Below are 15,670 nucleotides of genomic sequence, written 5' to 3'. Positions count from 1 at the left end.
CGGCATTTTCTCCTTGGATGCCGGGATTTTTTTATTTCAACAAAAGGTGATTGTTTGGGGAAAGAAAAGGGCACTCAAGGTGCCCTTTTTACTAGATGGCGACTTCTGCCACGGCGTGCTCTGTGACTTTCACTCTCGAAATACGGTTGTGATCGATAAGCAAGATTTCAAAGCACCACTTTCCGTGCTGAATGATTTCCCCTTCTGCAGGAAGACGGTCAATCAGCCACGTCAGCATACCGTTTAAGGTTTGGAAGCCTTCTTCCTCTTCGCCGTCCAGTGAAGCGATGTTCAGGCGGTTTTTGAACTCGTTAATCGGTATAAGTGCATCCATGACCCAGCCACCTTCTGGCAGCTCTTTGACCCATTGCTCTTGTGGCGACAAAGACAGCTCACCCGCAATGGCTTCAAGCAAATCGTAGTGGGTTACCAGACCTTGGATTTCACCGTATTCGTCAATAATGAACGCCATCTCAGCACTGTGTGTTTGCAGGTGGGTGAGCAAGGTTAAACTTCATAGATTCGGGCACGTAAAGCGGTTGCTTCACAAGCTTGACGATAGACGGTGTGGTCAGCTCTCCGGAAGTGCTGAGCAGCATTTTTGCGGACACAGTACCAACCACGGTATCGAGATTGCCGCGACAAACTGGAAACACACTGTGTTTGGTGCTTCGAATGCGCTTTAGCAACACATCAACCGGCTGTTCGATATCTAGGAAATCGATGTCGCGGCGCGGTGTCATGAGTGAACCTACCAAACGGTCGTTCAGATGCAGGATATTTTTGATCATCTCCTGCTCGCGAGGCTCTATCGCGCCAGACTCTGAGCCTTCATTCACGATGGCTTGAATGTCGTCTTCGGTGACGACATCGTCATTGTCATTGTTGATGCCAAAGAGTTTCAACAAGGTTTGGGTAGAAAAACTCAGCAGCAATACGAATGGACGAGTGATGATAGACACCCAGTGGATCGGCAGCGCGACCACCATCGCAATGGCTTCTGCTTTAGATTGTGCGATACGTTTTGGCACAAGCTCGCCGACAACAATGGCGAAGTAGGTAATGCCCACGACAACGATGGCGGTAGAAAGAATGTTTGCGGTATCCGCATCGATGCCGTTTAACACCATGAACTCGGCAAAAGGCACAGACAAGGTGGCCTCACCCACGATACCGCTCAAAAGACCGATAACCGTGATGCCAATTTGAATGGTTGAGAGGAAGGTATTTGGGTTTTCTTTCAGCGCGAGTGCGGTTGTCGCGGCTTTGCTGTTTACAGCAAGTTTTTTAAGACGACTGGTTTTTGCCGCGACGATAGCGATTTCTGACATCGCGAACAAACCATTTAACACAATTAAACCAACAAGTAAGAGAACATCCATAAAGTACTAATTCACGTAATTAACAGCGGTCAGAATAATCCGTAATTTAATTGTGGAATGTGACTAAATGAATAATTTTGAAGCAATATCAGGTTGGATTTGTAAGGAATAATGATGAGTCGTTACAAAAACAGCCCTTACGGGCTGTTTTTTGAAGAAAGAGGCGGGGTTACGCTGCGCTCAGCACTTTTTGCTGGTGCGCGAGGTATTCTTCATACGTCCCTTGGAAGTAATCCAGTTTCTTGTCTTTGATCTCGATAACTGCGGTTGCCAGTGATGATACGAATTCACGGTCGTGGCTAACGAAAATCAAGGTGCCTGGGTAGACTTTCAGCGCACTGTTCAAGGCTTCAATTGCTTCCATGTCCATGTGGTTAGTTGGTTCGTCCATGATCAGCACATTGATGTCTTGCATCATCAACTTACCGAAGATCAGACGGTTCTTCTCACCACCTGAGCAGTTCTTGGCTTTCTTGTTCACGTCATCTTCGGTGAACAGCAAACGGCCCAGAATCGCACGTACAATCAGGTCATTGTGTTTCGCGGTACGCCATTGAGAAATCCACTCGAAAATAGTCATGTCGTTGTCGAAATCGGCAGTACAGTCCTGTGGGCAGTAACCCACAGAAGCATTTTCCGCCCATTTCACCACGCCTTGCGTTTGTTCCAGTTCTTTCACCAAACAACGCAGCAGGGTGGTTTTACCGACACCGTTCTCGCCAATTACCGCGAGGCGTGAACCCGCTTCTAGCAGAAGGTTGCCGTTTTCAAACAGCATGTCGCCGTCGTAGCCGTGTCCAATCTCTTGCAATTCGAGAGCTTGGCGGTGAAGTTTTTTACCTTCGCCGAAATCGATAGACGGGCTGATACGGCTGGATGTTTTCACTTCATCCAGTTTGATTTTATCCATGCGCTTGGCGCGAGAGCTTGCCAGTTTCGCTTTCGATGCGTTCGCACCAAAGCGGTTCACGAACTCTTGAAGCTCGCTGATTTCGGCTGCTTTTTTAGCGTTGCTCGCCAGAAGTTGCTCGCGTTGCAGGCCAGATGCTTCCAAGAAGTAATCGTAGTTACCTGGGTAAATACGCAGCTCGCCGTAGTCGATGTCCGCCATGTGCGTACACACTGTGTTCAGGAAGTGACGGTCGTGCGAGATGATGATCATGGTGCACTTACGTTGGCTCAGCTCTTCCGCCAGCCAGCCGATAGTGTGAATGTCTAAGTTGTTCGTTGGTTCGTCCAGCAGCAGAATGTCTGGGTTCGCAAACAGTGCCTGAGCCAAAAGCACACGCAGCTTCCAACCCGGTGCCACTTGTTGCATCAAACCAAAGTGCAGGCTTTCTTCAATACCTGCTTTGATCAGAATGTCACCCGCGCGGCTTTCTGCGGTGTAGCCGTCCATTTCCGCGAACTCGCTTTCCAACTCAGCGACTTTCATGCCGTCCTCTTCGCTCATTTCTGGTAGCGAATAGATGCGGTCACGCTCTTGCTTCACTTCCCACAGTTTCTTGTCGCCCATGATAACGACGTCGATAACGTTGAAGCTTTCGAAGGCAAATTGATCCTGACTCAAAACGCCCAGTTTTAAACCTGGAGTAATGGAGACGTTGCCCGAGCTAGGTGTGAGAGCACCGCTTAGGATCTTCATGAAGGTTGATTTACCACAGCCATTCGCGCCGATAAGACCGTAACGGTTGCCGTTACCGAACTTCGCCGAGATGTTTTCAAATAGCGGCTCTGCGCCAAATTGCATGGTGATGTTAGCGGTTGAAATCAATGAAGTATTCCTAGATGTTTGAATAAGCGATGTTCGTGGGCTCATTGGTGGAGCGCGAACAAATAGGCGGCGAATTATACAGACTAATTATGTAAAGAACAGATGTGAGAGCGCGATCGCATTAGGAAGGCGATTCAAAGATAAAAAAGCCTCGCGTGAGAGGCGAGGCTTAGGGTTAAAAACAATGATACCTAAATGGCATTCCAGTCGCTCAACTCGACACAGCGGCCGCGATAGAGTACTTGGCTTGTCGGTGACTCGTTTGCTGTGACGATAAGCTCTGAGCTGTTTTTCAGGGCTCGCCACTCTTTAGGCGTCATGAAGCGGGTGTCGTTTATGGCGCGCAGTGAGCCTATGCGTTGAATCTCTCCCGTGTCTTTGTCTTTCATCCATACCATGGCGTTTTCTGAAGGTAGCGAAGCTTCGCGCAAGTTACGTTGCAGACGAATCGTCGACTCTCCCGGTTTAAGGCCTTGATACGCGACCAGCGCAAAATGGTTCGGCTCCTGTGACGAGGACATCATCGCGAGGTAAGCTGCGGGTTGAACGGGCGTTTCGGCTGGCACCGAGGGTTTGAACGTTAAATACGGGCTGATCAAAATGCCAAGAAACAACGAGAAAGTGAAGCCGAAAGGCACAAGCCAAGTAGGGCGTTGATGGGCGGATTGCGCTGTTTTAACGTCACGACGAGGATCAATTGAACGCAAGATATTTCTCCAAATCCGTGGCGGCGGAGAGACATAGGCAGACTCGTCGCTGCCTGCATCCCATGCTGGGTTGTGAGCGGCGAAGTGTTGCTGCCACTGCTCAACATATTCCCACCAACTTGGGCCCTGCGTCATCAAGCGTTCCAGTCGCTTTCTCACGCGGGGCGTCAATGTACCCAAGACATATTCTGCGGCGAGCTTATCTCTGAGTTCTGATGAGGTGTAACGGTTTAGCTTAGGCATCGTTTCAGCTCCATCAAACCGCGCCGTATCCAAGACTTCACCGTACCCAGCGGCGAATTTACGTGCTGAACAATTTCGTCGTGACTCATGCCATGCTCGAAGGCCAAAACAATGACGTTACGTTTTTCCGGGGCCAATGTTTGTAAGCAAACATCGAGGCGATGCTGCTCTGCCTGCGTCGAGAAAGTTTGTGTGGTATGTACTTTCTCGTCATGTGAGTCAGACAGGCTGTCTTCCTTTGAGCGTCTGGCCTTTCTTAGCTCATCAATAGCAAGGTTTCTCATGCTCTGACAAAGCCACGCCCACGGATAGTCGGGCGGAGAGGGCATCTCTTTGAACCAGAGTTTGAGAAAGCCCTCCTGCAAGAGATCTGCGGCTAACGCATCATCTTTGACGATGGACTTTAACAAGTGATAAAGGCGGGGAGAGGTCAGCGCGTAGAGAGCCTCAAACGCGCTTTTGTCCTTCATTGCGGTGCGGGAAAGCAATCTGCCGACTTCTTTGGTATCCAACATCCAATTGCACCTTTATGTCCGAAGGGTATTCGAAGCGTTTTCCATGCTATACCTCATTACGTCAACGGGATGGGTGTCAACGAAACAGCGACATTGTGGATTAACACTGTGGGTCCGTTGATTATGGCTATCACTGAATGAAGGATAGTGAATAAGAACGCGTTTGTGCATGAGATGTCCTTCTCTGATGGTGGGTAAACGTTGACGGAGCCTTCGGAGAAGGTGACGAAGGAATCGCGGTTTCAGATGCAGGAAATGAAAAACGCCCTGCTGAATACGATGTCTAGCAGGGCGCGAAAAATCGAAGAGGCGGCAGAGTTGGAAGAATTAGAGCAGGTAATTGTCTTGAATATAGGCACTCATTGCCGCTGCTACCTGCGCATGTTCGCTTTCAATGGGGTGCTTGGCGCAACCTTTGCCTTCAACGACAAAGGTGTGGCGGAACACGCTGCCAACATCATTGGCGAAAAGCTGGGAGATAGCGTGATCGGCGAGTTCCACGATATTGCCTTCCGGCACCGCTAATAGGATGTTGGTGTGGCCATAGTGAGTGCGTATCTCGTCCACAAATGACACCATCCTGTTGATCCAGTCGTGCTCGAGTGCGTCTTGAGAGACCCAAGGTTCGTGATCATTCAGCGGCGTGTTGAAGTCATTGGTGCCAATTTCAATCACGATAAGCGTGGGCTGCTTTTCATCGAAGTGCGCGTGTTCTTCATCATCCATCGCGCTGGCTTTATATAAAAAATCAGGGATGTGGCGATGCGGTGCAGTGCCGTTCCAGTTTCTAACAAGCCCAATCCCAGAATACGAAACTTGGGTGAGAGTGGCACCTAAGGTTCGGGTGGTGGCATAGGGAAACGCTAAACGTGCATTGGAGGTGTTGACGATTTCTTCAAATGAGCACTCGACAGTATTCGATTCACTGGCATAGCCCGCGCTCATTGAATCCCCGAAAAACAGGATATGTGGTGTTGCCGCCTCGTCAGCGTCTTCCAGATGACCATCATGTTGAAAGCCAAAGAGTGTGCTGAATGCGCTGTAATTCTCGGTGCGTTTGACGATCTCGACATCAACAGTGGTTGGCATGTTTGATTCAAACAAGGTGAAGGTTTCCGTTAGGCCTTGTGCATCTGTGATGAGCTTTTGGGAAAGATTGCCATTCACCAACACATCAAACTGATCGCCACATCCTGCAAGCTCAACCGCCAAAATCTGTCCGGTAAAACGCAGCGAAATATTGACGCCCGGCCAGTTGAAGCTGACATGTCCCGCATCATGGTTTTGAACAACCCGCCCTTGATAACAAATGTTGGCGTCAGTGGCGTACGTTTTTTGCAGGGCTGCGGTTGGTGCGTCGTTCATGATTCGCTATTGCTCAGGGACAAAAATTAAGACGCTTATAGAACCACAGTTCGGACACGGGAAACGAGGTGAAGCCCTTGTTTCTAATAAGAGTATCTATGAAGGAAGATGTTTAGAGGCTAAAGCAAAGGTGAAAAGTAAAAGTGGTGTGAGATTTTGGGGAATAAAAAGCCCCAAGCGTGCGGCTTAGGGCTGTTTGTATAGGGTGCGCCGATAGCGAGGTTTACTTCACTTTCCAGCTCACGCTTTCGCCTGCGCGGATAGGCACAACGATATCTGAACCAAACGGCATGGTTGCAGGCACTGACCAATCTTCTTTGGTCAATGTCACTGTGTCAGTGTTGCGCGCAATACCGTAGAAATCTGGGCCATTTTGACTAGCAAATGCTTCTAGGTTCTCTAGCTTGCCTTCTTGCTCAAACACTTCTGCGTAAAGCTCCAGTGCTGCATGCGCGGTGTAAGACCCTGCACAGCCACACGCAGACTCTTTTGCACCTTTAGCGTGTGGTGCTGAGTCTGTACCGAGGAAGAATTTTTTGCTGCCGCTGGTCGCCGCTTCAACCAGTGCTTTCTGGTGCGTGTTGCGCTTCAGAATAGGCAGACAGTAGAAGTGGGGTTTAATGCCGCCAACCAGCATGTGGTTACGGTTGTACATCAGGTGGTGCGCTGTGATGGTTGCAGCAACGTTGTCGTTCGCGTTTTTCACAAACTCAGCGGCATCAGCGGTAGTGATGTGTTCCAGCACAATCTTGAGGTTCGGGAAATCGTTAACGATGGGTGCCAGAACGGTATCGAGGAATTCCTTCTCACGGTCAAAGATATCCACGTCGTGGTGAGTGACTTCGCCGTGAACCAGCAGCAACATGCCCACTTCTTGCATCGCTTCTAGAACGTGGTAGATGTTCTTCGCGTTGGTGACGCCAGAATCGGAGTTGGTCGTTGCACCTGCTGGGTAAAGTTTTGCTGCGACAACTGCCCCCGATGCTTTTGCTTTTCTGATTTCGTCAGGGGTGGTGTTGTCGGTCAGGTACAGAGCCATCAGCGGCTCGAACTGCGCAGAAGGCTTTGCTGCCATAATGCGTTCACGGTAGCAAGTGCCATTTCAGTGTTGGTAACAGGAGGAACGGTGTTAGGCATGATTAGCGCGCGGCCGTTGTAGCGGCTGATGTCGCGAACGGTATCTGTCAGCACTTCGCCATCGCGAAGATGCACATGCCAGTCGTCAGGGCGAGTAATCGTTAGTGTGGTCATTAAGGCGTCCCTCCATAGAAAAAATATAGGATTGGCGCCTGTTGGCAAGGAATGTGAAAGATAAAGCAAACGCTTGCGCTCAGGCGGCAGGATGATAGAGGAAAAGGCGTCATATTTCATCCCTTTTATCAAAGATATGCCTTTAGAGGGCAAAAATAGGGACTTTTAGCCGTCGTCTAAGCGTGGATTGGAAAAGGAAAATTTCGCCTCTGCAATATCGTTCAATAACTCCTCGTTGCGTTTATCTAGTCTTGCTAGGAACAGGGAGGAAGAGTGATGAACAGTATTATTTTAGCAATGGCGACGTTTGCGTTTGTGGGCGCGGTGACGCCGGGACCCGTCAATATTCTTGCGACAAGCACGGCGGTGAATTCAGGGATGCGCTCTGCCATGTCTCATGTACTCGGTGCTTCTATTGCTTACGCTTTTGTCGTGTTCTCAAGTGGTATGGCTCTGCACCTTCTGATGGAATTCATTCCAACCATGGCGTTTTCGATGAAACTGATGGGAAGCGCGTACATTCTCTATCTCGCCTACAAAATCTTTACGTCGCCTTCTGAAGGTATTCGTCTTGAGAAAAGTGCCAAAGGAAGCGGTCTCACTGGGGCGGTGACGCAACTCATCAACTAAAGCTTGGCTGGTGGCGATGTCAGGCATCAGTTTGTTTGTCGCGAATGGGGGAGATTATAATCAGTTGTTGCTGTTATTCACGTCCGTGTCTTTGGTGATCTGCGTGATTGGGGTCGGAGTCTGGGCTGTAATTGGTACGGTATTGGCCAAGTTTCTTGAAAACCAGCGCTACCACCGCCATTTTAATCAGAGTATGGCCATCTTATTAGGGGTATCGGTGGTTTCACTTTGGTAAGGAAAACTTTGAGAGCGGCACAATGAAAAAGGACCCAACCGCACATTTCAAAAAGAGCACTTTGCTTCCTTGGATTGAGATGCGAGTTGCTCATCAAAGTTGTGCCTGTTACGAAGCGCACTCCCATGATGAGTTCTCGTTTGGCATCATTCAAGAAGGTACCGCGACCTATAAAAACCGCGACGCTGTTCATCATATCGGGCAAGGTGATGTTGTGACCATCAACCCTAACGATGTGCATTCGTGTAATCCGAATGCCGGAAGATGGTCTTACAGCATGCTGTTTGTCGACCCGTTTAAGATGGGAACCATTCAGGGTGACATTTTTGGGACGGAAGCGTTGGATTACCTGCCCTTTCCGAATGATGTAGAGCGCGGCGAAGACGTGAGAAGAAAATATCGTCAACTCTTTCAATCGCTTGAATCTGAGAGTGATGTACTGGAAGCCGAAGTGCTCTTGTATGAGTTTATCGAGACGGTGATGGCGGGTGACGTAATGACATTGATAACGCGCGATCATGCTCAACCTGAGATGCGAAGGGTAAAAGAAAAACTGTTGGATGACATGCAACAAACACAACAGCTGGAAGATCTTGCCAGTGAAGCGGGCATGAGTCGCTATCAACTGCTTCGGGCATTCAAGGGCCAATTTGGTTTGCCGCCCAATGCCTATTTGATGGATGAAAAAATCAAGCGGGCTAAGGTGTTGCTAAAGGCTGGAAAAGGGATTGCTGATGTGGCATTCCAACTGGGTTTTTCCGATCAGGCGCATTTTCAACGTCAGTTTAAAAAGAAACTCGCCGTGACACCGAAATACTATCAATCACACTTTGTTGAAAAGTAGCCTTGTTTGGTTATAGACATAAAAAAGAGCCCAATAACGGGCTCTTTTGCGTTGGGGGAACGCGTATGCTTAGTCGTCTGATGTTGCGCCAATCTTATGGACGGCAAGGTCAGCACCTTGGTACTCGTCTTCGTCGCTAAGGCGAATACCAGAGACTTTATCAACGGCAGTGTAAACCACCCAGCCACCGACAAAGGCAACAACCACACCTGCCACAGTACCAATGATTTGCGAGATCAGGCTAACTCCGCCCAAGCCGCCATGGGCTTCTGCACCGAAAATACCGGCTGCAATACCACCCCAGATGCCACAAACACCGTGAAGCGGCCAGACACCCAATACGTCATCAATCTTGAAGCGGTTTTGGATTAAGGTGAACAACCAGACAAACAGGACACCGGCTGCGCCACCTGTGATCAGCGCACCGATTGGGTGCATCAAATCTGAACCCGCGCAGACTGCAACCAGACCAGCCAGTGGACCATTGTGTAAGAAGCCTGGGTCATTTTTACCCGCGATAAGAGACGTAATAATGCCGCCGACCATGGCCATCAGGGTGTTTACTGCAACCAAGCCGCTGATGCCATCCATGGTTTGTGCTGACATTACGTTAAAGCCAAACCAACCGACAGTCAGGATCCATGCGCCAAGCGCAAGGAAAGGAATGTTTGAAGGCGCAAACGCTACCAAGCGACCACCACGGTAACGACCGTTACGCACGCCAAGAATGAGAATTGCAGCTAGGGCAATCCAACCGCCGACGGCGTGAACAACCACCGACCCTGCAAAGTCATGGAAAGGCGCACCAAAGGTGTTGTTCAGCCAATCTTGGAAGCCATAGTTGCTGTTCCAAATAAGGCCTTCAAAGAATGGATAAACAAATGCAACGATGGCGGCTGCCGCGACCAGCATAGGCGTGAACTTGGCGCGCTCGGCGACACCACCGGAAATGATAGCTGGAATGGCGGCTGCAAAGGTCATTAAGAAAAAGAATTTAACCAGCTCATACCCACTGCCTTCTGAAAGGACGCTTGCGCTACTGAAAAACGTCACGTCATAGGCGACCCAGTAACCAATGAAGAAATAGGCCACTGCCGAGAAGCCGAAATCAGACATGATCTTGGCCAGTGCATTGACCTGATTGCGATGCCTGACGGTGCCCACTTCCAAAAACGCGAAGCCTGCATGCATCGCCAATACCATGATGGCACCAATCAAAATAAACAGTGTATTTGCACTTTCGGATAGCGTTTGAATCGCGCTACTGATGTTATCCACGTTATGTTTCCTCTACTTCCTTGAGAACATGATTCCTTTATCTGCAGGGCTACTAAGCACAAAGTGTGCCGGAATGTCCTAAATAAGTGCAGGGGTACACCAAGAAGGTGCATGGATAGGCTAATGCGTTGTGGTGTAAATGATTTTTAAGAGGGTGTGGATGCCATTTTTGTGTGCGAATTTGAGATGTAGCATCCAGTACGCTGTCCCATAATGGTGCATTTGCTTAGCGCACGATGCACTGTAATGGTGCTTATGGCTGTGTTTGCGAGTTCCACAGATAGAGCTCCACAGATAACCTTGTTGGACGAAACGTTATCTGTGGATGGAGTTCAGGAGGATTAGGCTTTGAGTGCTTGTCGGATAAAGCCGTTATTTTCTACCAAGCGAGCGTTGGCTTGATCTGCTGACAGGTCGGCCAGCAACATTAAGATGGCGGTTTTGCAGTGTCTACCGCAGGCATCAAGTGCGTTGTTAGCTTCTTCAGGCGACACGCCCGTTGCTTCTACAACAATGTTTGTCTGACGTTGGATCAATTTGGCGTTGGTGGCTTCCACGTCGACCATCAGATTGCCGAACACTTTACCGCTACGGATCATCGCGCCAGAGGTCAGCATATTCAGCACCAGCTTTTGTGCGGTACCGGCTTTCATGCGTGAAGAGCCCGTGACCACTTCCGGCCCGACGACAGGTGTAATGGCAATGTCCGCTTCATCAACCATGGCACATTGTGATTACACGCAATCGCCGCGACAGTCGCGCCAACGGACTTCGCGTAACGCATGCCGCCCAGCACATAGGGTGTGCGGCCGCTTGCTGCGATGCCGACGACAACATCCTTTTGGGTCAGGTTGAGGTCGATGAGATCTTGCTTGCCGAGTTCTACATTGTCTTCTGCGTTTTCGACCGCTTTTAAAATGGCTTGGTGGCCGCCAGCAATCAGCCCAACCACTAAGTTGGGGTTTGTGCCGTAGGTTGGCGGGCATTCACTGGCATCCAAAATCCCCAGTCGACCTGATGTGCCGGCACCCATGTAAATCAGGCGTCCACCTTCTGCAAACGCGTGAGTAATCGCATCGACAGCAAGGGCAATGTTTGGCAATTCTGCTTCAACAGCGACGGCGACTTTTTTATCTTCCTCATTGATGACAGTCAGCATCTCAAGCGTTGATAAGGTATCGATTTCTGCACTTGCTGGGTTTCGGCTTTCGGTCACCAGTTTTGTGAGGTCTATTTTCATCGGTAGCGTACTCAATCCATTCATATTTTTCTGTTGGTCAGTATTCCCGAACTGCTAGGCACAACTCAAGGAAAATACCCTTCTTCCCACTCTTGCTTCGGCCAAATTCCAACGACTTTCCTATCATGAATGTATTTGATGGTAACGAGCAATAATGCGAATGGTCATTTCTGTTCAGATGCATAGACTTGCGTTTTTTCTCTGGCAGTAGAGCTCTGTATGCATTGCAAATTCTTCGAACAGCACAAGTGTCGCTCCTGCGAACTGATGGGGACACCTTATACCCAACAAGTCGCGGACAAAGACAATGCGCTGAAATCCCTGTTTGAAAACCGTCTGCCTGAGCAGTGGTTGTCGCCGGTATTAAGCGAAGAATCGGGCTGTCGAAACAAAGCCAAGATGGTGGTGCTCGGTGCTGCACATCAGCCAGTGCTGGGTGCGGATGTGAAACATGGCGAGCATGTGGAACTGGTCAGCCTGACGCATTGCCCTTTGTATACAGGTGACATGAAAGACCTGCTGGATTACCTGCAAGACTGGATTCGTACCTCTGGTATCCCGCCGTACAACAAAGTGAAAAAGAAAGGTGAGCTGAAGTTCATCCTGCTTACGCGCGCCGATCACTCTGGTGAGTTTATGCTGCGCTTTGTTATGCGCAGCACAGATGCCATGCCACGTGTTGAAGCTAATCTTGCTCGTCTTCAAGCCGCGTTCCCGAAAGTCAAAGTGGTGTCTGTGAATCTTCAACCTGTACACATGGCGCGCCTTGAAGGGGACGAAGAAATCTTTTTGACTGAGAACAACACTTGGTCGAGCGATTCAACGATGTGCCTTTGGTCGTGCGTCCGAAGAGCTTTTTCCAGACCAACCCGAAAGTGGCAGCAGCCCTGTATGCAACCGCACGTGAATGGGTAAAAGAGATCGCGCCTTCGCGTATGTGGGATCTGTTTTGTGGTGTGGGCGGTTTTGCGTTGCACTGTGCGTCAGTCACTGACGCCGTGACAGGCATTGAAATCGAGCCTGAGGCGATTGCAAGCGCGAAACGCTCAGCCAAAGAAATGGGGATTGAAAACCTCAGCTTTGATGCGTTGGATTCTACCAAGTTTTCGGAAATGCAGGATACAGCACCAGAGTTGGTGTTGGTGAACCCGCCGCGCCGTGGGTTGGGTAAAGAGTTGGTTGCGCAACTTGAAGAACTTGCCCCTCAGCACATTGTGTATTCAAGCTGCAATCCAGACACGCTAAAAGCAGACATTGATGGACTGGTAAGCTACGACGTCAAGCGTCTGCAATGGTTCGACATGTTCCCACATACCGATCACGCTGAAGTGATGGTTTTGCTGGAAAGACGCCAGTAACGTTTCTCTGTGTCAGTCGCTGCGTCAATTGTTGTTTAAAGCGGCTGACATCTTCTCTGACACATCAAAGATGGCGCGATCTAACTCTCCTTCCGGTGTCCGATAAAGTAATCTGACTTGGAAGGGGATGTGCCATCTTTCATCACCAGCTAAACACAATTCCCCTCGCATCAATTCATCTTTCACAAATGAGTGTGGTAACCAAGCCAACCCATAACCGCCCAACACCATGGATTTGAGTGTGTGCGCAAAAGGGTTTTCGTAGCGGCGGGTGAGGTAGCAATCCGCGTTTTCAAGCAACTGGTCGAGGGCTTTCCCGAACAAGGACTGATGAGTATACGCGACCAAAGGGATAGGTTGTGTTGAAGTGCCGGGCAAGGCATGTTTGGGCTTGTCGTCTGAGCGAAGTGTCACTGGCACCAGCGTTTCTTCGCCAATGACGGTGCTTTGAAAACGCGCATCATCTATGCCTAATCCAACGTCTTTGTGGGTGTAGCAAAGGAGATAATCCACGGTGCCGTTTCGAAACATTTCAATGCAGTCAGCGAGACGGTCGGAAGAGAGCCTGACGTAGATAGGGCCGACGGATTTCTCAATCTGCTCCATCCAAGCCATAAATACGGTTTGAACTATGGAGTTTTGCGCGGCGACGGAGATTTCGTTGGTGGTGATTTTTTTCAAGGCTCGCGCAGATTCTCTGGCTTGATAGAGCTTGTTGAGAATTTCTTCTGCTTCTACCACAAAGGCGCGTCCTTGCTCGGTCAATTCAAGTTGTGGTGAGTCGCGATTGACCAAATCCGCCCCAACCCATTGTTCAAGTGCTTTGATACGTCGACTGAACGCGGGCTGAGTGACAAAGCGCTCTTTAGCCGCAGACGTAAAGCTGCTCGAATGGGCGAGGCAGACAAAGTCTTCCAATAATTTAAAGTCCAATACATCCTCCAGGTCTTACTACTGTATACACAGACCTAGTGCTCTTCGTCGATCCTTCGAGTCGTGGTTTTAACAGTATCAGAGCCACCCAAAGTGAAAGACTTAAAGATAAGAAAATAGACCACTCAACCAAGATGGAGGGCGATGCGTCATAAATCCCTTTTTTCGTCTTAGGGTTACCTAGCCTTCCATTAACTCTCAGATTTTAAATGGTATTTCAGACACCAAAAAAATTGGAATACCACCCAACCAATTCGGCATTACGCAAATCTTTGGCTTGTCACCATGCTTAATGGAGTCATTTTGAAACCTTGGATGCCCGAGGTGACGGAACCGATTCATAGCGAACAAAGACAAGGGAGATGTCCTATGCAGTGCCAACGCTACGTCCGTTCTTTTTTAAAAAGCACTCTCACGCTCGCCATTGCTGGCGCGTTGCCTTTGGCTGCGCAAGCGGCTGAAACTATTCGCCTATCAACGTATGTCAACGAGTCCGATATCCGTTATCAGGGTTTCCAAAAATTCGCTGAGCTGGCGGCGGCAAAAAGTAACGGCGATCTCAAGGTGCAAATCTTCCCGTCTGCGACATTGCATGGTTGGAGTGAAGGTGTTGATGCAGTTCAAGGCGGTGTGTCAGACATCAGTTGGATCCCAGCAGACAAGCGTCTGCCTTGTTATCGCGTGACCTCTCTATATCCCGTTGCGATAAACCTAGAGAAACAAATCGAGCTAGACAGCGACTACGCCGCCTTGATTGAAGCGGAAGCCGGGAAAGCGGATCTTATTCCGCTGATTAACTCCAACTATTCCTATGACCAAGAGTGGTGGTTTGAAGAACCTGTCTCGGACATCGGTAAGCTCGATGGCAAGCTCGTGCGCTCGATTGGTCCGCTAGTGAGCATGATGATTGAAACCTGGGGCGGTAAGCCTGTGTTTGTGGCTCCGAAAGAGGTGTTTCAATCAGCCGAGCGAGGCGTGGTGGATGGCATCAACATGGGCGTGGCGACGTACAGCTCTTGGAAATTGTGGTCAGTCATGCCTTACATGGTGAACGCCAACATGTTCTACGGGAACATCATCTACATGATGAACAAAGACAAGTTTGATGACCTCAGCCCAGCAAACCAAAAAGCATTGAAGGAAGCTGCTGTGGAAGCCGAGGCTTGGTTGAAACCGCGTTATGAGACGTGGGTGGACGAGCGAGTTGGTAATGCTGTGATGGCAAACGGCGGTTCGGCGGTGTCTATGTCTGAAGATCGCACTGAAGCACTACTGGAAGGCATTCAAGCCAAATGGACGCCAGAAGTGAATGGCGCATGTGGGGTGCCGCTGGCCGACAAAATTCGCACTTTGTTCGCGTCTCACACGGACTAAATAAGGGGCGCGCCGTATGAAATCACTCCTACTGAAGCGGCTAAATCAATTGTCGTTGGCGTTGCTTTACTGCGGTGCTGCCATCGTGGTGGTTCAGGCGTTTTGGATCACTTACGGCGTCGGTGTGCGTTATTTATTGGACTCGCCTGATGGCATGGTGACAGAGGCAACGGCCTTGCTCCTTGTACCCGTGGCATTTCTAGGTGTGTCCTACGCGCTATTGAACGACGCCTATCCGAAAGTGGGGCTGGTGAGAGACAGGCTTCCGCCTTCCATTCAGAGTTGGGTCGATAAACTCAACGTCTCGGTGATGCTGATGGTGGGCGGCTTTTTCTTCGCAGCAGCGACGAAAGCAATGTTGAAGTCGATGGATTCAGGTGCTGCCTCGGAGATTCTGCTCTGGCCTCGCTTCTACTTTTGGATCCCCGTGGTGATTTCGTTGCTTGCTTTTTGTCTGAGTGCACTCTTTTTGTTGTTCGCTGGCCGAGAAGCACAACCGTCGCAAAGGAACGTGGCGGATAACGAAGATACACAATAACCA

9 protein-coding genes and 5 pseudogenes are annotated in these 15,670 nt (G+C 49.7%); 5 read left to right on the top strand and 9 right to left on the bottom strand.

Translation table 11 applies throughout. The features are described 5' to 3' along the window. Positions 1-91: 91 nt before the first annotated feature. From ATN88_RS07385 to pyrC, 6 genes and pseudogenes are all read right to left on the bottom strand, one after another. Positions 92-1,382: pseudogene (locus ATN88_RS07385) on the bottom strand (hemolysin family protein). A 169-nt stretch (positions 1,383-1,551) separates the two neighbouring features. Next, on the bottom strand, positions 1,552-3,156 hold the full coding sequence (locus ATN88_RS07380) for an ABC-F family ATPase (RefSeq protein WP_269748111.1): 1,605 nt from the start codon (positions 3,154-3,156) through the stop codon (positions 1,552-1,554). A 191-nt stretch (positions 3,157-3,347) separates the two neighbouring features. Beyond that, positions 3,348-4,106, bottom strand: a complete 759-nt coding sequence (locus tag ATN88_RS07375) for an anti-sigma factor (RefSeq protein ID WP_067413549.1) — start codon at positions 4,104-4,106, stop codon at positions 3,348-3,350. Continuing rightward, positions 4,094-4,621: an RNA polymerase sigma factor gene (locus ATN88_RS07370; RefSeq protein WP_067413545.1), complete on the bottom strand. Its 528-nt coding sequence runs from the start codon at positions 4,619-4,621 to the stop codon at positions 4,094-4,096. The genes ATN88_RS07375 and ATN88_RS07370 overlap by 13 nt, the downstream gene beginning before the upstream one ends. A 327-nt stretch (positions 4,622-4,948) precedes the next feature. Next, positions 4,949-5,986 (bottom strand): SGNH/GDSL hydrolase family protein, encoded by a 1,038-nt coding sequence (locus ATN88_RS07365; protein WP_067413542.1) that lies wholly within the window; start codon positions 5,984-5,986, stop codon positions 4,949-4,951. 223 nt (positions 5,987-6,209) lie between these two features. Beyond that, positions 6,210-7,237, bottom strand: a pseudogene (gene pyrC / locus ATN88_RS07355) (dihydroorotase). 276 nt (positions 7,238-7,513) lie between these two features. On the opposite strand from pyrC, the pseudogene ATN88_RS07350 reads away from it, so the two are divergent. After that, positions 7,514-8,102: pseudogene (locus tag ATN88_RS07350) on the top strand (LysE family translocator). Positions 8,103-8,124: 22 nt separating this feature from the next. Further along, on the top strand, positions 8,125-8,946 hold the full coding sequence (locus ATN88_RS07345; RefSeq protein ID WP_067413533.1) for an AraC family transcriptional regulator: 822 nt from the start codon (positions 8,125-8,127) through the stop codon (positions 8,944-8,946). Between the two features lie 69 nt (positions 8,947-9,015). Here ATN88_RS07345 and ATN88_RS07340 read toward each other — a convergent pair whose 3' ends face one another. Next, on the bottom strand, positions 9,016-10,224 hold the full coding sequence (locus ATN88_RS07340) for an ammonium transporter (RefSeq protein ID WP_067413530.1): 1,209 nt from the start codon (positions 10,222-10,224) through the stop codon (positions 9,016-9,018). Between the two features lie 341 nt (positions 10,225-10,565). Then, positions 10,566-11,464, bottom strand: a pseudogene (murQ, locus tag ATN88_RS07335) (N-acetylmuramic acid 6-phosphate etherase). A gap of 219 nt (positions 11,465-11,683) precedes the next feature. Here murQ and rlmC point away from each other — a divergent pair. Further along, a pseudogene (gene rlmC, locus ATN88_RS07330) lies at positions 11,684-12,822 on the top strand (23S rRNA (uracil(747)-C(5))-methyltransferase RlmC). 24 nt (positions 12,823-12,846) lie between these two features. On the opposite strand, the gene ATN88_RS07325 reads toward rlmC, so the two are convergent. Next, positions 12,847-13,755, bottom strand: coding sequence for a LysR family transcriptional regulator (locus ATN88_RS07325; protein WP_067413526.1), 909 nt, complete (start codon positions 13,753-13,755; stop codon positions 12,847-12,849). 369 nt (positions 13,756-14,124) lie between these two features. Between ATN88_RS07325 and dctP the strand changes: the two genes are divergently transcribed. Both dctP and ATN88_RS07315 read left to right on the top strand, forming a co-directional pair. After that, positions 14,125-15,129 carry a TRAP transporter substrate-binding protein DctP gene (gene dctP, locus ATN88_RS07320; protein ID WP_067413522.1) on the top strand — a complete coding sequence of 335 codons (1,005 nt, stop codon included), beginning with the start codon at positions 14,125-14,127 and terminating at the stop codon, positions 15,127-15,129. A 16-nt stretch (positions 15,130-15,145) separates the two neighbouring features. Continuing rightward, complete coding sequence (locus tag ATN88_RS07315; protein WP_067413518.1) at positions 15,146-15,667, top strand: TRAP transporter small permease; 522 nt, start codon at positions 15,146-15,148, stop codon at positions 15,665-15,667. Positions 15,668-15,670: the final 3 nt, after the last annotated feature.

The sequence above is a fragment of the Enterovibrio coralii genome, assembly GCF_001559595.1.
GTDB classification, from domain to species: Bacteria; Pseudomonadota; Gammaproteobacteria; order Enterobacterales; family Vibrionaceae; genus Enterovibrio; species Enterovibrio coralii.
The sequence above is the reverse complement of the archived record's forward strand: the minus strand, read 5'-3'. Positions and strand labels throughout refer to the sequence as shown.